This is a genomic window from Janibacter sp. HTCC2649, from assembly GCF_000152705.1.
Classification (GTDB): Bacteria; Actinomycetota; Actinomycetes; order Actinomycetales; family Dermatophilaceae; genus Knoellia.
Map to the genome: position 1 here is coordinate 66,671 of NZ_CH672413.1, position 17,819 is coordinate 84,489.

General features: G+C 67.5%; 18 protein-coding genes. 7 read left to right on the forward strand and 11 right to left on the reverse strand.

The genetic code is table 11. From position 1 onward, the window contains the following. Positions 1-11: 11 nt before the first annotated feature. The 6 genes from JNB_RS21205 to JNB_RS00395 form a co-directional block, all read right to left on the reverse strand. On the reverse strand, positions 12-971 hold the full coding sequence (locus JNB_RS21205; RefSeq protein WP_148232255.1) for a hypothetical protein: 960 nt from the start codon (positions 969-971) through the stop codon (positions 12-14). Positions 972-1,000: 29 nt separating this feature from the next. Then, complete coding sequence (locus tag JNB_RS00375) at positions 1,001-1,414, reverse strand: DUF6318 family protein (RefSeq protein WP_040883397.1); 414 nt, start codon at positions 1,412-1,414, stop codon at positions 1,001-1,003. A gap of 340 nt (positions 1,415-1,754) precedes the next feature. Next, entirely contained in the window at positions 1,755-3,008 is a 1,254-nt protein-coding gene (locus JNB_RS00380; protein WP_148232256.1) for a hypothetical protein, read from the reverse strand. A gap of 56 nt (positions 3,009-3,064) precedes the next feature. Next, positions 3,065-3,994, reverse strand: coding sequence for an NYN domain-containing protein (locus JNB_RS00385; RefSeq protein WP_009774393.1), 930 nt, complete (start codon positions 3,992-3,994; stop codon positions 3,065-3,067). A gap of 44 nt (positions 3,995-4,038) precedes the next feature. Then, complete coding sequence (locus JNB_RS00390) at positions 4,039-5,271, reverse strand: hypothetical protein (protein ID WP_158306106.1); 1,233 nt, start codon at positions 5,269-5,271, stop codon at positions 4,039-4,041. 41 nt (positions 5,272-5,312) lie between these two features. After that, positions 5,313-6,122, reverse strand: coding sequence for a ceramidase domain-containing protein (locus JNB_RS00395; protein ID WP_009774395.1), 810 nt, complete (start codon positions 6,120-6,122; stop codon positions 5,313-5,315). Between the two features lie 217 nt (positions 6,123-6,339). Between JNB_RS00395 and JNB_RS20180 the strand changes: the two genes are divergently transcribed. Beyond that, a complete protein-coding gene (locus JNB_RS20180) occupies positions 6,340-7,926 on the forward strand; it encodes an HNH endonuclease signature motif containing protein (protein ID WP_009774396.1) in 1,587 nt (528 codons plus the stop codon). Between the two features lie 44 nt (positions 7,927-7,970). On the opposite strand, the gene JNB_RS00405 is transcribed toward JNB_RS20180, so the two are convergent. After that, positions 7,971-8,540: a PadR family transcriptional regulator gene (locus tag JNB_RS00405; RefSeq protein WP_009774397.1), complete on the reverse strand. Its 570-nt coding sequence runs from the start codon at positions 8,538-8,540 to the stop codon at positions 7,971-7,973. Between the two features lie 16 nt (positions 8,541-8,556). Here JNB_RS00405 and JNB_RS00410 point away from each other — a divergent pair, with 16 nt between their 5' ends. Continuing rightward, a complete protein-coding gene (locus JNB_RS00410) occupies positions 8,557-9,369 on the forward strand; it encodes a S9 family peptidase (protein WP_009774398.1) in 813 nt (270 codons plus the stop codon). A 19-nt stretch (positions 9,370-9,388) separates the two neighbouring features. On the opposite strand, the gene JNB_RS00415 is transcribed toward JNB_RS00410, so the two are convergent. Next, positions 9,389-10,315: an oxygenase MpaB family protein gene (locus JNB_RS00415; RefSeq protein WP_009774399.1), complete on the reverse strand. Its 927-nt coding sequence runs from the start codon at positions 10,313-10,315 to the stop codon at positions 9,389-9,391. A 99-nt stretch (positions 10,316-10,414) separates the two neighbouring features. On the opposite strand from JNB_RS00415, the gene JNB_RS00420 reads away from it, so the two are divergent. Further along, complete coding sequence (locus tag JNB_RS00420; protein WP_009774400.1) at positions 10,415-11,137, forward strand: SprT-like domain-containing protein; 723 nt, start codon at positions 10,415-10,417, stop codon at positions 11,135-11,137. Positions 11,138-11,187: 50 nt separating this feature from the next. On the opposite strand, the gene JNB_RS00425 is transcribed toward JNB_RS00420, so the two are convergent. Then, positions 11,188-11,898 carry a hypothetical protein gene (locus JNB_RS00425; RefSeq protein ID WP_040884029.1) on the reverse strand — a complete coding sequence of 237 codons (711 nt, stop codon included), beginning with the start codon at positions 11,896-11,898 and terminating at the stop codon, positions 11,188-11,190. A 124-nt stretch (positions 11,899-12,022) separates the two neighbouring features. Between JNB_RS00425 and JNB_RS00430 the strand changes: the two genes are divergently transcribed. Continuing rightward, complete coding sequence (locus tag JNB_RS00430) at positions 12,023-12,556, forward strand: TIGR03086 family metal-binding protein (RefSeq protein WP_009774402.1); 534 nt, start codon at positions 12,023-12,025, stop codon at positions 12,554-12,556. Between the two features lie 38 nt (positions 12,557-12,594). Here the strand turns inward: JNB_RS00430 and JNB_RS00435 are convergent, their stop codons facing one another. Next, positions 12,595-13,539 (reverse strand): SDR family oxidoreductase, encoded by a 945-nt coding sequence (locus tag JNB_RS00435; RefSeq protein ID WP_009774403.1) that lies wholly within the window; start codon positions 13,537-13,539, stop codon positions 12,595-12,597. A 205-nt stretch (positions 13,540-13,744) separates the two neighbouring features. Here JNB_RS00435 and JNB_RS00440 point away from each other — a divergent pair, with 205 nt between their 5' ends. The 3 genes from JNB_RS00440 to rocD all read left to right on the forward strand — a co-directional run bounded on the left by JNB_RS00440 (position 13,745) and on the right by rocD (position 16,617). Continuing rightward, positions 13,745-14,584, forward strand: coding sequence for a helix-turn-helix transcriptional regulator (locus JNB_RS00440; RefSeq protein ID WP_040884030.1), 840 nt, complete (start codon positions 13,745-13,747; stop codon positions 14,582-14,584). Between the two features lie 48 nt (positions 14,585-14,632). After that, entirely contained in the window at positions 14,633-15,313 is a 681-nt protein-coding gene (gene pdxH, locus JNB_RS00445; protein ID WP_009774405.1) for a pyridoxamine 5'-phosphate oxidase, read from the forward strand. Between the two features lie 74 nt (positions 15,314-15,387). After that, positions 15,388-16,617, forward strand: a complete 1,230-nt coding sequence (gene rocD, locus JNB_RS00450) for an ornithine--oxo-acid transaminase (protein WP_009774406.1) — start codon at positions 15,388-15,390, stop codon at positions 16,615-16,617. Between the two features lie 79 nt (positions 16,618-16,696). On the opposite strand, the gene JNB_RS00455 is transcribed toward rocD, so the two are convergent. Then, a complete protein-coding gene (locus tag JNB_RS00455; protein ID WP_009774407.1) occupies positions 16,697-17,152 on the reverse strand; it encodes a nitroreductase/quinone reductase family protein in 456 nt (151 codons plus the stop codon). Positions 17,153-17,819: the final 667 nt, after the last annotated feature.

Sequence of the window (17,819 nt, forward strand, 5' to 3'; positions counted from 1 at the left end):
CGGCAACCCCGTCAGTTGTTGTAGAGGCGAGCCTTGGCTTCACGGACCTGAAGCGTCACGACGGGCTCGTTCTGGAGGTCGGCGACGGTGTCAATGGGCTCCCATACCCCACCGTTCACCCGGAACCAGCCGGTGAGTTCGGCATCGACCTTCACCTGGGCAGCGGAGTTCATCTGCGTGTAAGTGTGCCGGATCTTGCCCTCGGGATACGGTCCGCCAGTGTCTTTGGTAGCTCCCGAGCGAGTGTCATCGCCGAAGTCGTAGTTGTACGTGCCGGGAGCGATCTTGAACTCGATCGACCACGACAGCAACTGAACCTTCTCGCTAATCTCTCCGGGCTCAAGTCCAACAGTCGGCCACATTGCCTCGAAGTACGTCGGAAGGTTGACCAACGTGACGTCGCCTTCGGGTTGGATGTTCACCGTCGGCTGCGCGAAGGGTAGCGCCCTGAAGGCAGTCTGAATCTGACCGAATGTGGGGACGGGCGGCGGAGCTGGCGCAGCGGCAGGCAGGTTGGCGGTGCCGCAGGTATCACCCATGAGGATCCAGCCAGTCCGTCCGGGAAGCATGCGCCAGACGTAATACATGACTTCGTTGGATGGCGGTGTTCGGCGCAGACAGGCAGTCAGGGCATCGGTACAGCGACGATCATCCTCAGATTCTGAGTTGGATGCCCGGCGCACTCCACAGGCAAGGGTGACGCGGTACTCGTAGGGATCTGAATCTGCCACTGCTGCAGGCTCATCGTGGGCCGCTGCGCTGGGCGCGGTGCCGCTGGGGCTCTTCGTCTTTCGTTGCTCAGCGATCCGCTTGGCCCGGGCGATAGCCGCAGCATTGGACAGGGTGGTCGTACTTCCGGATTTCTTCGGCTTGGTCTTTGTCTCAGCTGGGTGGGAGCTGGCGGCCGCAACATCGATGGCGTTGGCTGGGGCGACGAGCGCTTGGCACGGTATCGAGAGCAGCGTGGCCATGGTCGCCGCTCGAGCGAATCTTGCGGCGTTCACAGAGCTTCCACCGCCGACACAATCCAACCAGCGGCGGCCCACCCCACGGTGACCCGCCAAGTCGGCTTTCCGGCCGTGGTCGTTGAGACGACTTCTCCCGTTGGGTTCTTTACCTCCACCTCACGTACGACCATCGCCACATCTACGTAATAGAGGTCGGGGTTCGGCTCTGGGGGAACAGCGGCAACGGCGCGTTCCACCTGGACGGCTGGAGACACTTGCCTGGATCCGCCCGCGCTCTGATCCTTCACTCCCTCTTCCAGGGCGATACAGCCGACGCAGTCGTCAGTTCCGGCTTTGTTGAGTTGGTCGGTATCGCCAGACACGTAGGCGGCATCAGCCAGCAACGCGTAGTACTTGGCGAACTCTTCGGCACCATTCTCGGTGTGCGCTCGCGCCGCCTGAGGCAAAGGCAGGTTCGTGCCCGCTGACGAAGACCCAGAAGATGAGCTAGGTCCTGTTGCCGTAGGGCTGGCGGAGCCTGTCGGAGTTGGCGAACCGCTGGTTGAGATTTTCCCTGTCGGTGTGGCCGTGGGGTCTTTGTCGCCCCCGTTGCAGCCAGCCAAGAGCAGCGTGGCCGCGGTCCCTGCTGCGACGGCATACGTCATCGTCCTGCGCTTGTTCATCGTTCGGAACCCCTCCGTCGTCCGGTGCCAGGCACCCACTCGAGAGAGCGCGAGGCATCGTGTCTTGCCATCCAGAGTAGAGAAATCGGCGAGTTTCGCCACTTGAGAGCACGGGTGAACCGGGTCACGATCCCGCCACCACCTTGAGCTGCGCGGCGATGGCCTGCGCGCTCCTGGGCGACGTGCCGGTCATCTCGACGACGTAGGCGCCCACGCTGAAGATGTACTCGTTGACGACCTCTGGCTTCTTCTGACCCGGAAAGAGTGAGGTGCTCGTGATCGTGAACCCACCGTCGCCCACAGGTGACCGGGCGACGCCGGTGATCTTGCCGGTCGACACGTACGGCTCGGCACCTCGAGTGAAACTTCCCTTGCACCCCCCAAAAGTCTTGCGCGCGGCAGCCACCTTGGCCCTGGCGGCGGCCACATCCGCGACGCGTTCGGACATGAGCACCCCGAGGATCTGAGGGAACTCGGCTTTGGCCGGATCGTCGACCTCTGGAGGGACCGTCTCCAGGAGGGCGAACGCAGATCCCGCGGGCAGGAAAGTGCTCTTCGAGGTCTCACACGGCGTTGTGGCACCCGTGGTCCTCACGGTGACCGTCTGACTCTTCGCTGCGGCACGTGCGAGGAGCATCTTGGCGGCGACCACTCGATTGGCCTTGGTCAAGGCGACATCGCGTCCGGCGGCGAACGGGACAGCCTGAGCCATCTCAGTCAGGCAGGACGTTGTCATGGCAAGGGCCAGCTTGGCCGTGCGGGCGTTGATGGTGCACGACACCAACGCATTCTCGACTCGAGCCACACCCGACGCTGCGTGGGCGTTCCACGCGGAGACACCCCTCACCTCTTGTGTTCGCACGACTGACGCCGCAGCACCCGCGACAGTCACCTTCTGCGTCGTGAGTGGGGTGTCGTCCTTCGGCTGGCAGGTCGACCACTCGCGTATGCGTTCGTCCACCAGATGAGCCGCTGACGGTGACTCGTCCAGGAGCGTGGTGGCCGTGAAGGTCCAGCCAATCTGCGTGGACTCATTGCCGGCCAATTCAGCTGGCAGGCCCTCGGAAGGCTCCGACACTTCGTCGGTCGCGAACCACGACCGGCCCTTCGCCCCGTTGTAGGAGTCATCGCAAAAGCCCACCATCACCGCGTCGTCCTTCGTCGTGACCGACGGTGACGTTTCGATGAGGCGAGCGCCCACCACTGCGACTGCCCGCAACTGTTCGTGCGTCACCTCGTATGCAGGCTGCGTGTATGCCGGCGTGCTGGCTCTGGGCTTGGCCTCGCCTTCTGCCGACCCCGCTTGCGAACAGGCGCTCAGCGGAAGGGAAGCCGAAAGGGCAAGGGCGGCAACGGCATACGCGCGCTTCGAAGTCATGCACGGAGTCTCGCGAAAATCGCGAAACCGACCGCAGAGTTATCCCCAGGTGTGAGTCAGCGAAGCCGGACCGTCCACTGTCCGCTGTCCTTGGACTTGATCTCCGCGACGTCGCCGCGCGCCTCGATGAAGGCCTTGAACGTGGAGTACCCCAGCGACTTCTCCTTGAACGTCGAGTCCATCCGCTGCATCTGTTGCTTCACCGACGAGGCCTGCAACCAACCGTCATCGCTCTTCTCGGCGCCAACCCGAATCGCCCGGACCAGCAGCTCGGTCGCACGCTCAGCAGCCTTCTCTGCTTTGGTCAGTGTCTTGACCACGGGCGGAGCAGCCTTCTTCGCAGCGGCAGCCTTCTTGGCGGGAGCCTTCTTCGTCGCCACTGCCTGCGCTGGCGCGGCAACCACCTCAACCTTCTTGGGCGGAACCACGGTCCTCACACCTGGGAGATCGCCATAGTCACTGAACTCGTCACACGCCGCGACCAGTGCCCGACTCGTCGAGCCGGTCACCCCGATCCCGACGACGAACCGCCCCATCCGCCGGCAGCGTTGCGCCAGCGCGATGTAGTCGGAGTCCCCAGCGACGATGACAACGTGCGTCAGGTCCTTGTGATCCACCAGGTCGTTGACTGCGTCGATCGACAGTCGGATGTCCGCGCCGTTCTTCGTCCCCGATGTGGCGAAGAGCTGGACCAGGTCGACGGCGCGGTCGATGAGCTGGTGCTTGTAGGCCGCGTTGGCCGGCACCGACCAGTCGGCGTACGCCCTGGTCAGCGCCACCGTCCCGAACGACGACGCGTAGTCGATGATCGCGCCGAGGTCGACCTCCGCCTGTGCGAGGCGCGTGTCCGTGGCATCGCCCCCACCGGGGCGATGGTCCCGTGCGTTGTCATTGCGCCACGAGTTGTTGCCGTGCAGGTTGTCGTAGCGGGAGATGACCATGTTGTCGAAGTCGAGGTAGACCGCAACCCGGGAACTGTCTGGCATGTCCTGACCCTACGGCCGGTCAGGCGCTGAGGAGCGGAGGCGAGTCAGCGCGCAGCGCTTGCGATCGCTTCCGCGATGATCTCGCCCTGGCCCGCCTGCCACTGGTCGACCTGAACGACGAAAGGCCCGATGCTGAAGATGGCCGTGTAGCCCTGCTCGGGCTTCTGGCCGGAGAAGCGGATCTCGTCGGTGATGGCGAAGCCGCCGTCTCCGATAGCGATCGCCTTGACGCCGAGAACCTGTGCTGGAACCTTCTTCGGCCCGTGCTTGTACTCATAAGAGCCAGAGCACTTCCCGAAGGTCTGCTGTGCCTGAGCGACTTTTGCCTTGGCAGCAGCTGCGTCCGTCATGGCGAGCACGCCCGCCGATGCCGTCGCACGCTCATACAGGTCCGTGCCTGCGGGTCTGAACGTTGCGTCGACGGCACCCGAGCCGGAGCCCATGAACTCGCCAGGCATCGCCCCGCAAGGACGCTGCACCTTGAGGGTGTCGTCGAACGTCACCTCACTCGCGGCATCGGGTTGCGCCACGACGCTCGCCAACAACGTCTTGGCCCCCGACAGATTCGGCGCCGAGCGTAGGTCTGTGATCGCGTTGGCACCGCCGACCATGTCCTTCATGCACGTGGCCGCAGCAGCGTTCGCTGTCGCCGCGTCCTTGCCTTCGAGCCAGCAAATGATCTGGGCGTTGCCTATGCGCGCCATGGCGATGGACAGGTACTTGTTGGGCGCGCTGGCCTTGGGCTTGGACTGCCCGAAGGCCATGATCGAGTCGGCGTCATCGACCTTGAGGGCAACCGGATCGACCGGGCCGTCCTTGTCCGGACAGGCGGTCGACCAGGCCTTGAGGTTGGCGTCCAGGGCGGCTTGGGCGGCAGTGTCCGGGAGCAGTGCGACCGATGAGAAGGCGCCACCCACGTCAACCTTCGCGAGTTCCTCGGCCGGAATGTCGTGGCCCTCGGGTTCCGCGGTCACATAGGAAAGCCACGTGGACGCGGCCGGTGTCTTCAACTGCTTACCACACACCTTCCAATCAATCGGCTCCTTACGGGGAGCATTCGGATACACAGAACCAGTGGCACGTTGGCCCAAGAGGGCCACCGCCTTGGCCTCCTCCACGGACAGGCGGATGGCGCGCGGGGTTGCCGAGGCGGACGACCGCGTCGCTGAGGCCGGCGAACCTGATCCATCGTTCGAGGGGTCCGGTGAACAGGCGCCCAGCGGCAGGGCAGTGGAAAGCACGAGGGCGGCAACGGCATACAGGCGCTTCGAAGTCATGACAGGGGAGTCTGGCGAAAATCGCGCAATCGATCGCAGAGTTATCCCCAGCTGGGCCGCTTGCTCACGTAGTAGCGGAAGAGCAGCCACGCAGCCAGCGCATCAAGCAGGTGCCACGCCGCATGCGGCTGGAGCAGCGAGTGCGGTTCGCAGAGCGGTCCGCCGTCCTTGCCGGTGTTCCAGATCGCGAATGCCACGAGAAGCGTTGCGACAGAGGCGATTCCCCATCTCAGGTCGAGACGGGTGCCACCGCGCATCCGCAGCACGACCTCCATCACGAGCCCCGCGAGCAGCAACGCAGCAAAGAGCGCGTTGCCCATGGTCATGACCACCGGCACATCCGCCGACGTGAACTCCGCGACGGTGCACACCCCGAGCGACGCGACGAAGAGCACAGCAAATCCGGCGGCCGGGAGTGCAAGGAGGCGCGCGGCGGCATACGCCATGACGAACGACGCGAGCAGATACATGCTGTAGACGTCGAGGTGGCCGCCCAGCGCGCTTTGCGATGCGTGCATCGCCGCGCTTCCGGGACCAAGGAGCACAACCAAGACGGCGTATGCCGTCCCCAGGCTTGCGCTCATCGTGCCGCTTCCGCGGCGGGAGACGTGCCAGGCGGCGGCGAGCCCGGCGACGACGAAGCCGAGGTTGCTGAACGTGTTGGCCGGCTGCTTGACGAGTGCGTCGCGGGCTGCCTCGCAGAAGCTGCCGCCCCGGCCAGCGTCGGGGCCGAGCCAGCCGAAGGCAAGGGCTGCAGTGAAGAGGACGACGGAGATGAGCGCGACTGCCGAGGTGATGACCAGGGGCCGAGGGTTGGTTCTCGGGCTCGTGGAGGGTTCGGCGGATCGCATGGGATCCAACGTGGCACAGGTCGATGGATCGCGTCGTGAGTTGGCTGTCAGTGGTCACGTCTAGGTTGGCTGGTGAGCGTTCTTCAGTGGCTCGAGGCCGGGTGGGTTGGTCGTGAGTTCGGCTGGGGGAGTGCGGGATTCGCTCGGTGGTGGCTTTGACAGCGGCACTGTCAGTGGCTGCCGATAGGTTTGAGATCAGTCGTTGGAGGAGGGATCGATGGACGAGCAGCAGCAGGCTCCCGTCACGCCATTGCGTGGGGTGCTGAACGCTGCTCGTGACGGGCTGGCGGGCGTGGGCGATGTCCTCTCCTCGCTCAGTGCCACTGATCTCGCCGAGCTGATGACTCTGGCCGACGAGGTGAAGTCGCAGGCCGCGGCGGCGCAGGTGCGCGTCACGGCAGAGGCGTGCCATCGGGGCGAGTTCGCATCGGCTCGGCGAGGAGTTGGTTCGGTGCACTCGTGGGTGCGTGAGCACGCCCCGTCCTTGCGTCAGGGTGGCGCGGGGCAGGTGGCCCAGCTCGCTCAGGAGGCGGCGGCGTCGACCCCGGTCGGGTTGTGGTCGCGGGGTGGCCCGCGAGGCGGTGCCTTTGCGGACGAGAACGCGCCGGAGGGGATCGTGTGGGACCGCGTGGTCTCGGGTGAGGTGAGTGCGGGGCTGGCTCTCACGGCGCTGCGGGAAGTGGCCCGGATGAAGGACCTGCTCACGGAGGAGGCCGTGCCGACCGTGGCCAAGGCGATCCTCGACCACGGAGTCGAGTGGGGCCCGGCCGAGGCGCGCAAGATCCGTCCGAGACTGCTGGCGAAGTACGGCGTGGAGGGCGAGTTCGACGACAAGCAGAAGCGACTGCGCCCAGGAGCGTTCCTGTCCAGCCCGATCGTTGCGGACGGGGACGTGACCGAATACCGAATGGCGATGACTCCAGCCCAGGCGACGCGGCTCGAGGCTGCGATCGGGCCGCTGTCGAAGCCGGCACCCAACCCCGACACCGGCGAGGCCGATCTGCGCTGCGCGGGCCAGCGGCGGGTGGAAGCCCTCGATGCTGTGCTGACGGGTGCCGCTTCTGTGGAGGGTGCCCACAAGGATCCGGGTGCCGCCGCCACCGTCGTGCACGTGACCGTCACGCTTGCGGACCTGTTGGCAGGGCTGGCGGGTGTCGAGGGCGGCCAGGGGAGTGGTGCCGTGATCGGTTCGCGGGCGAGGCAGACCATGCTCGCCCCGTCGGTCGTGCGCCAGCTGGCCTGCGACGCGGACGTCATCCCCGTGGTGCTCGGCGCGGACGGCGAAGTCGCCGATCTGGGCCGCGTGACGCGCCTGTTCACCTTGGGGCAGCGCCGGTTCCTCTGGCACCGGGATGGTCAGTGCACCTTCCCGGGATGCACCGCGCCAGCGGCCTGGACGCAGGCGCACCACGTCGTGCACTGGGTGGATGGCGGCCCTTCGGACCTCAGCAACGCGGCGCTGCTCTGCCAGCGTCACCACACCCAGGTCCACGACAGTCGCCTCATCGCGAGCGTGCATCCGCCCGACGAACACGGTCGATCCGTCACCTGGGACCTGAGCCCGGGCAGCTATGACCGACATCTGCCCGAGCGACAGGCCGAATGGGCCCGAGCTCGGGAGCGGGACGCTGCGAAACAGCGTCGTCGCCGACTCGATACCGCCCCGTCCGAGGGATGGGAGCATGCCATCCCTGAGTCCGAGCTGCTCGATCTTGCCGACGAACTCGAAGCCGAACACCTCGCGAGCGTGGCTGACGATGCCCGGTGGGACGAAGACGCTGCCCTGTGGGACGAGGTCGCCTGACCCATCTGTCGGATGGTGACGTCCGGCCGTGATGTCTGAGGGGGTCAGCGGTGGGCAGCCTCGAGGCGAGCACGCATCCAGTCGCACCACTCGACGGCGGCGCGCCGTGTGCGCACGCCCCCCTCAAGGGTCAACGCGCTGGCGAAGTTCGGGTGGCTCGGATCAACGGCCCCCGGATCGCCGGCCAGCTCGGCCAACTCGACCTCGTAGGCCGCCAGGCGTTCTGCGTGGCCCGCCCGTGCCTCGGCAACCAGGTCCAATGCAGCATCTCGGTCCAGCAGCCACATGTTCCAGAGTCGCAAGGTCTCGAGGTCCCGGACGGGCTGGGGTTCGAGTTCGCCAACCACCCACTCACGCAACGCTGTTCGACCACGTGCGCTCACGGCATACCTCTTGGTCGGTCGTGGGCCGGCGCCCTCGATGACGGTGTGGCGCACGAAGCCTCGCGCCTCCAGTCGCGCCAGTTCGGGATAGATCTGGCCGTGGTGGGCACTCCAGAAGTATCCGACCGGCCGCTCCATCCGGCGCGCCAGGTCGTAGCCCGTGCTCGGCGATCGGGCGAGAAGACCGAGCAGAGCAAATCCGAGGTTTCCCGTGGACTCCTCGCGCTTCATATGTCAATGTTGACATATGAAGCGATGGGGCTGGGTGATGGTGGCGACGGTGCTCGCCGTGTCGGGGTGTGGGGCGGGCAGCACGCCTGGCGGCGACGCTCCATCGAGCGCGCAACTCACGGCTGCTCCGTCGCCGTCGCGGTCCATCCCCAAGACGGTCGAGGCGCGCTGCAAGATCCCGGCCAAGGGTGACGTCGTCCAGATTCCGGCACCGGGTGGGACGCTCAGCGCGGGCGTCCTGGGGGAGGGAAGTGTGGGTGTCGTGCTGCTGCACCAGACGTCTGGCGCGGGGTTCTGTGGGTGGGCGACCTACGGTCAGTGGCTCGCTGGGCAGGGCATCAATGTCGTCATGCTCGACGTCTGCAACTACGGCCAATCCACCTGTGACGAGGCGCTCCTCAAGGACTGGACGGCGCAGGTCAAGGCCGGGGTGGATTTCGCACGCAGCCGTGGCGCCACCAAGGTCACCGTCGTCGGTGCGTCGCTGGGGGGCGTGCTGGCGATGGGCGTCGGCGAGAAGGCCGGCGCGGACGCGATCGTCAATCTCTCCGGACCGTCGGAGTGGGAGGGCGTGCCCGATGCGGTGACGGCCGCCAAGGCGACGACGGTGCCACTGCTCGTCTCAGCCGCTGATGCGGACACCGGGATCGAGGCGACGGTGCTCAAGGCGGCGGTCGCGGCGAGCCCGGCGGCGCACAAGCGCTACGTCGCGATGCCCGGGGAGGAACACGGGTGGTCGGGCATCAGCAACGGGATGAGCGTCGACACGGTCTTCTCGCCGCTCGCGACGACAGTGCTGAAGTGGATCCAGGGCGACTACCGGACCTAGGGCGTGTGTTGGGCGGCTGTCATCCCGCTCGATCGGCGATCGCTACGGTGCGCACGTCCTGTGGATCGGTCATCGCCCACCTCACTGCTGACGTGGCGGCCCCGCCCAGCGGCTGGCCGAGCAGTCGCTCGGTCACGGGCAGCCAAGGCAGGCGCAGCGGCCACCGCGCCCAGCGAGGGAGCAATGACACGGCGCCCGCGGCGAGGGCGGAATACCCCGGGCGGGCGAGAGCAGGCAGTGGCGGGTGCAGCAGGAGGAACCGAGCAGCCTCCCGGGCTTCGGGAGTGGATTGGAGCTCTGGGCGGTACGCATCGATGGTCGCCGCAAGGGCTTCCGTCGTCAGCGGCGGGTCGATGACACCCAGGCGCCGCGCCACGATCGCACTCTGCTCGACGTAGAGGTCGGCCTCGGTGTCACTCAGCGGCTGTGCGGCATACCGCTGGAACGAGGTGAGGAAGCTGTCCACCTCGGTGACGTGGACCCACCTGAGCAGGTGCGGGTCGCTCGCTGCATACGGTCGACCGTCGGCTGCCTTGCCGCGCACCCTTTCGTGGATCCTGCGCACTCGGTCGATCAGGACGTCGGCATGCTCGATCGTGCCGAACGTCGTCGTCGCGAGGAACTCACTCGTCCGTTGCAGCCGTCCCCATGGGTCGCCCTTGAAGCCCGAGTGTCCCGCGACGCCGGCCATGGCCAGCGGGTGGAGGGACTGCAGCAGGAGGGCACGGATGCCGCCGGGAAACATCGCGGCGTCGGCATGGACTCGCCAGATCGGATCGTCGGGGGTGAACCAGCGCTCACCCTCCGTGCCCCAGATGACCGCGGCCTTGGCGGCTGCATCGTCACCGGCAACCCGCGACCGCAGAGCGTGGGCGAGCGTGCGCCGTGCGCGCCCGTCCCAGCGGTCGGTCTTCACGTGCGTGTCGTCGCGGGTCGCCATCGCCATCTCCTCGATACAGGGTTGCACAAACCTTATACGCCACTGCTGAGAACGGGCTGGGAGAGCGTCGAGGGGGCTGTCAGTGGTGGCTGGTTTCCTTGGGACATGGAGATCACACCGGCACTCGCACTCGGGCGCCGCCTGCTGCGGGAGCACGGGCTGGAGCACTGGAGCATCACGACCGACCGCGCCAAGACCAGAGCCGGCGTATGCCGCTTTGCCGGCCGCACGATCTCCCTCAGCGCTCCGCTGACTCGCCTTCACGACGAGGTCGAGGTGCGCGACACGATCCTGCACGAGATCGCACACGCCCTCGTCGGACCCTCCCACGGGCACGACGACGTGTGGCGTGCCAAGGCGATGGCCATCGGCTGCTCCGGAGAGCGCACCCTGTCGACGAGCGCCCCGAGCGTCGAGGGACCGTGGCGTGGCGAGTGCCCCCAGGGTCATGCGTACTCGCGGCATCGCCGACCCGGGCGGGTGATGAGCTGCCTGACGTGCAGCCCCGAGTTCGACGCCACGGCCCTGCTGACCTGGACCTACCAGGGGCGGCGGGTCGACATGGGTGAGGCTTACCGCGAGGAGCTCGACCGCGTCATCGCGGCGCGCGGTGAGGTCCCTGCTCGTCCGGTCCCTCGGGCGGTGCCAGCACGGGTGTCGAACTTCCCGATCGGCTCGTACGTGCGGATCGTGGCCGCTGGGCCGATGAACGGTGCCATCGGCGAGGTCGAGGCGGCGTTCCTGACCCGCAGCCAGGTCAGGGTCGGCGACGAGTTGTATGCCGTGCCCAACGAGGCTCTGGCCAGTGCCGAGCTCGTGGCCAGTTGACCGGCGAACCGGGCTGAACGGCATACGCCGTGGTTCGTCGGGGCGACCGCTCAGGACGTCGGGACGATGCCGCGACGACCTTCCCACTCACCGTGTTCGGACACGGGGCGGAAGCGCAGCGTCGTGAATTCGGTGTGGAAGTCTTCACGCTCGCGTTCGGCCATCGCGGTGGCATGGCGCTGCGGTGCGTGACTCGTGCCGTGGCCCTCGACCATGGCGCGCATCTCGCGCACCGAGTTCCAGACGCTGAACGTGGAGAACGTGCGCGGCGGACGGATCGCGGCGAGGGCGAGGGTCGTGCCGGGGGAGTCGCGGACGAGCTGCTCGACGGGACGACCCCAGTGGAAGAAGCGACGGACCTGGGGCAGCTTGAGGTGCGCGAGCGTGACGGCGACGACGGGTTCATCGGGGTCCATCGCACTGGCGTTGAGGGGGAGTCGGTGCAGCCCCGTGACGGCGCCCCACCGGCGGACGAACTCCAGGCGGACGTGCCAACCGTCGGCCAGGTGCCGGCCGAGCGGGTGCGTGCCCAGGTAGTCGTCGAGCGCTTGCTCGGACTCCCACTGGGCAAAGACTGCGAGACGTCTCAGTCGGAGGCGCTCGAGGGAGATCGCCGGGGCGCCGAGTCGCATCAGGGAGAGGTGCTCGATGTGGGTGAGTCCGGGGACCCCGCCGTCAGAGGGGCCGTTGGGCTCACGGAAAAGGGCTCGGGCCGCTGTCATCGGCGGGACGGTCGCGAGGTGGAAGCTGTGGATCGGCATGGTGTCGGCGACGCTACCCGGGAGTTGGCCTGGCTCGGAGGATTGCTGAGGTCCCTGCGGCGTGGTTGTCGGCAGGGATCGGTAGCGTCGCAACTGCCAGTCCATCGTCCACGGAAGGTGCACCATGAACGCCCAGCCCGACGCCGGCACACTCCTCGAGCGCGCTCTCGACCAGACCGCGGGTCTGATCTCCGAGGTCTCGCCGGAGCACTACGACTCGCCGTCGACCTGCGAGGACTGGAAGGTCGCTGACCTCGTCCGCCACGTCGTGGCTTCACCCCAGAACTTCGTCTCGATGTTCGCTGGCAAGGACGTCGACTGGGCCAACCCGCCCGAGCTCGGCGACGACCCAGCAGGGGACTTCCGCGCCGGAGCCGAGACGTTGCTTGAGCAGGTCCGCGCCGACCAGTCCGGTGGGTCGTCCGATGCCGCGATCCCCGAGTTCGCCGTGCACGGCTGGGACATCGCGACCTCGATCGGGAGCGACACGGCCCTCGACGACGACGTGGCCGAGCACGCGCTCTCGTTCATGAGCGCGAACCTCACGCCAGACAACCGCAAGGGTGCGTTTGGACCCGAGGTGGAGGCGACGTCCGACGCATCGGTCCACGACCGCCTCGCCGCCTTCGCCGGTCGAACCGTCCCTGCAACGACCTGACGGCGCGGGCCGCCCGCTGGCTTGTCCGGCAGCCCTCGTCAGGCCGTCGGGAAGTACGTCCCGGTCAGCCGCTCCGAGACCTCCCAGTTGCGCTGAGCATCAGCGGTGCTCACCAGGCGGGAGTACATCGACTGCTCGGCGGGCGCACCGCCCAAGTGGCCGAGACCGCGAGGCCCGTAGAGCACGCCCGACGTGGCTTGGGGGTCGGTCGCAGCCATGAGGGCCGGGAGCGCGGCGCTGTCCACGGTCCCCAGGAGCACGCCCTTCTCGGACAGGGCCCGGACGATTCGGCGACCCACGGTGTCCTTGGCGCGGCCCAGCTCCGGGCGAGCGGCGAGGAGGTTCGTCGGAGCGACGCCCGGGTGCGAGAGGTTGCTGCTGATGCCCCAACCCTGGGCCTTGCTGCGTCGATCCAGTTCGAGGCCGAACAACCCGAAGGCGATCTTGGACTGGCTGTAGGCCTTCATGCCGTCGTAGGACTTCTCCCAGTTCAGGTCGTCCCAGTTCATGGCGCCACGGTTGGCCGCGATGCTGATCTGTGAGGTCACCCGGGCCTGACCTTCGCGAAGAAGGGGCAGGAGGTGGGCCACGAGCGCGAAGTGGCCGAGGTGGTTGGACCCGAACTGGAGCTCAAAGCCGTCGGCGGTTGTCTGGCGCTCCGGCGGTGTCATCACGCCGGCGTTGTTGATGAGGAGGTGGATCGGTCGCCCCTCCTCGCCCAGGGTCTCGCCGAGAGCGGCCACCGAGGCCAACGAGGAGAGGTCGAGGTCGCGCAGCGACAGGTTCGCGCTTGGATTCGCCTGCGTGATCTGCGTGATCGCTGCGTCGCCCTTGCTCCTGTTGCGGACCGGCATGATCACCTCGGCGCCTGCCGCTGCCAGTCGCGCGGCGATCCTCAGGCCCATCCCGTCGCTGGCGCCCGTGACGACGGCGCGCTTGCCGGACAGGTCGGGGAGGGTGATGTCGATCGTGGTGCGTGGCATGTGGTCACTCCTGGTCGGGGACGTCGTTCCACCAGAGTGGCCGAAGTCGGCCTCGTTATTCAGGGACCGTGGATCCCCCTCTACGGAGCGCAGTTTCTGGACGACGGTGGTCCAGAGCGGATCGGCCCAGAGGGGGATCGGCGGGCCGTGGCTGCCCGTCCGCGAAGCCGGTAGAAAGGGAGCGCACCCACGAAGGAGTCAGATGATCATCGACCGCACCGGCATGGCGGAGTTCCTGCGCCGACGCCGCGAGTCGTTGCAGCCCGAGGACGTCGGCCTCCCGCGTGGGCAGCGCCGCCGGACCAGCGGTCTGCGACGCGAGGAGGTCGCGTTGCTCGCCCACATGTCGACCGACTACTACTCGCGCATCGAACGAGAACGCGGTCCACAGCCCTCCGAGCAGATGATCGCCTCCATTGCCCAGGGCCTGCACCTCTCGCTCGACGAGCGCGACCACCTGTTCCGGCTCGCCGGCCACACCCCGCCGGTGCGCGGCCCCGCCAGCGAGCACATCAGCCCCGGACTGCTCCGCATCTTCGACCGCTTGCACGACACCCCTGCCGAGATCGTCACCGAGCTCGGCGAGACCCTGCGACAGACGGAACTGGGCGTCGCCCTCACCGGTGACCTGACGGCATACACGGGTCCGGAGCGAGCCATCGGCTACCGCTGGTTCACGGACCCCACCACCCGGCTGCTCTATGCCGAAGAGGACCGCGCGTTCCTCACCCGCATGTGGGCTTCGGGTCTGCGCGAGATGGCGACGCTGCGTGGCCCGGGGTCGCGGGCGGCCGAGCTCGCCGAGCTCCTCCTTGCCCGGAGCGAGGAGTTCCGGCAGGTGTGGAACGAGCACGAGGTCGGCCTGCGGCCGCGCCAGGTGAAGCATTTCGTCCACCCCGAACTCGGGGTCCTGGAACTGACCTGCCAGACCCTGCTCGATCCGAACCAGTCGCACATGCTGCTCGTCTACACCGCGGCCCCTGGCAGCGAGAGCTACGAGAAGCTCCAGCTCCTCTCCGTCATCGGGACCCAGACGCTGCGCTGATGGGACCGCGCCCTCGACAGCTCGTCCGACCGGCCTAGGGTCAAGGACATGAACGACGTGACGCGCATCGACTACACCGGCACCGGGCTCTCCGAAGAGGAGGTCGCCGCGACCCCGTGGCAGCAGGCCACGCTCTGGGTCGACGAAGCCGTTGAGCGCTCCCGCGCCCAGGCCGATGTGCCCGAGCCGCACGCGCTCTCGGTGGCCACGGTCGACGCCCACGGCATACCCAACGTTCGCACAGTGCTCATGCGGTTCTTCGACGAGCGTGGCCCGGGCTTCCTCACAAACACGTTGTCCGCCAAGGGGATTGAGCTCTCAGGCAACTCTGGCATCGCGGCTTCGCTCACGTGGCCCTCGATGTTTCGCGCCATCCGCTTCCGGGGCAGCGCCGTGCTGCTGGAGCGCGAAGAGGTCACCGACTACTTCGGGTCGCGACCGTGGGGCTCACGGATCTCGGCGTGGGCATCACGCCAGTCGGAGCCGGCCACCTCGAGAGCCGAGCTTGAAACGGCATACGCAACGTATGCCGCCCGGTGGCCCGACCGGGGCAACGTCGACGACGTCCCCGTTCCCGACTTCTGGGGCGGCTACCGGATCGCGTGCGACGAGGTCGAGTTCTGGGGCGGACGCACCAACCGTCTGCACGACCGGCTCGTCTTCACGCGCGTCGCCGAGGGGTCGCTCGACGAGGCCCCGGCGTGGTCACTGGGGCGTCGTCAGCCCTGACCTGGACCCTGACTTGGACCCTCCCGCCGGCGGATACAGTGATCGCGACCACACGACGAAGGAGTGAGCCAAGAATGACGCCCGAGCAGACCACCGCACCGGTGAGCACCGAGCAGCACATCGAGACGACCGAGCGCTATGCGGCGCACAACTACCACCCGCTGCCGGTGGTCATCGCGAGTGGTGAGGGCGCCTGGGTCACGGACGTCGACGGCAAGCGCTACCTCGACTGTCTCGCCGGCTACTCGGCCCTCAACTTCGGTCACTCGCACCCGCAGCTGGTCGAGCGCGCGCGCCAGCAGCTCGGCACCCTGACGCTCACGAGCCGCGCGTTCTTCAACGACCAGCTCGGACCGTTCTCGCAGGCCCTCGCCGAGCTCACCCACAAGGACATGGTCCTGCCGATGAACTCCGGCGCCGAGGCCGTCGAGACCGCGCTCAAGGTCAGCCGCAAGTGGGGCTACGAGGTCAAGAACGTCCCCGAGGACCAGGCCAACATCATCGTCATGGAGGGCAACTTCCACGGCCGCACCACGACGATCATCAGCTTCTCCGACGACAAGATCGCGCACGACAACTACGGCCCCTACACGCCGGGATTCCGTGCGGTGCGCTACGGCGACATCGACTCCGTGCGCGCTGCGATGGACGAGTTCACGGTGGCCGTGCTCTTCGAGCCGATCCAGGGTGAGGGTGGCGTCGTCGTCCCGCCCGAGGGCTTCCTGCGCGACCTGCGTGCCCTGTGCACCGAGGAGAACGTCCTCATGGTCGCCGACGAGATCCAGTCGGGTCTGGCCCGCACCGGCACGACGTTCGCGTGCGACCTCGAGGAGGTCGTGCCCGACATGTACATCCTGGGCAAGGCCCTCGGTGGTGGCCTCTATCCGGTCTCTGCCGTTGCGGCCGACAAGGACGTCCTCGGCGTCATCTCGCCCGGGTCGCACGGCTCCACCTTCGGTGGAAACCCGCTCGCTGCCGCGATCGGACACGAGGTATGCCGTCTGCTCGCCACCGGTGAGTTCCAGGAGCGTGCGCGCCGGCTGGGTGCACGCCTGCTGGCCGGGCTCGAGCCGCTCGTCGGCAACGGGCTCGACGCCGTGCGCGTGCGCGGGCTGTGGGCCGGACTCGACGTCACGCCCGGTGGCCCCAGCGGCCGAGAGCTGTGTGAGCGACTCATGGACCGCGGGATCCTTGCCAAGGACACCCACGGCATGACGATCCGCCTCGCGCCGCCGCTCGTCATCACCGAGGACGAGGTCGACCAGCTCGTCGCTGCCGTGACGGATTCCCTCACCAGCGCCTGAGTTCTGGAAGAGCGGACCCGAGACCACAAGGTCCTGCCGAACGTGTCAGATCTGACGCGTTCGGCAGGACCTTCGCGGTTCAGGTGTCCGTGCGGGTCAGCTGAATGACCGGGATGACCCGGTCGGTGCTCTTCTCGTAGTCGCCGAAGTTCGGCGCATCTCGCACGATTCGGGTCCACGCGACCGCTCGCTCCTCGGGCCCGAGGGTTCGCGCCGAGACCTTGTGGGTCGATCCGTCGACCTCGAAGGTCACTCGGTCGGGGTGCGCGCGCAGGTTGTGCAGCCACGCGGGGTTGCCGGCCGAGCCGCCCAGGCTCGCGACGACGAGCCACTGGGCGTCGCCCTCGACGAAGACCCGGAGCGGGACGCGGCGCTCGACGCCACTCTTGGCACCGATCGTGGTGAGGTAGCCGAGCGGCGCGCCCTTGGCCTTCATCTGGCGTTCGAAGAGCCAGAGAGCTGCGGGCTTGATCCACTTGGGGAGCGGAGGGAGCTTGGCGCCACGCTTGCCGCGTGCGGGTATCTCGACTGCCATGCCGCCAGTGTCCTCCCCTCGAGACGTCTCGTCACGGCCTCGCGTGCCCGGATCGCGAGTTCAGCGTTGGAGGGGGAGCATCCTCGTCGGTCCAAGGCTGGGAACTCCCCTGTGGGAGAACGTTGTTTGCGGCGCCGCTTCCGCGAAGCACGGCTCACTGATGGCCGCCGGTGCTGCAGGACTGTAGCCCGGCGTCGACACGACCACCTTCGCCTCGACCGGTGAGGCGCCGGCCGTCGCTGGGACCTGTGACAGGCGAAGCACTGCCGTGCGCTTGCCTGCGGGACGGGACAACTCGGCAAGGTTCGGGGCACCGGGACCGATGCACCCGGCATACGTCAGGGTCCATCCCTGCGACGTGAGGGAGGCAACGGTCTGAGTGAGATCGGTGGGTGCCGTGATGGGCTTCTCCGGGCTTTGGACGGAGATGTGTGGTCCTGAGTCTTCGGGATCACCAACGTCTTGCAAGGTCACCCCGAGTGCACCGAGAGCCGTGTCGTCGCGAAGGTTCTCCATGGCATCGCGCAGATCATCAGGAAAGGGATCCCCGGGCCATTCCGGCTCTGGGACCTGTTCTCCGGGGAGGTCGGGCCTGGCCCACGAGGGTGAGGCGGAGGGCGACTCCGAAGGTTGCGTCGGCGAGGGGGACGGCAATGGGGGCAATGCG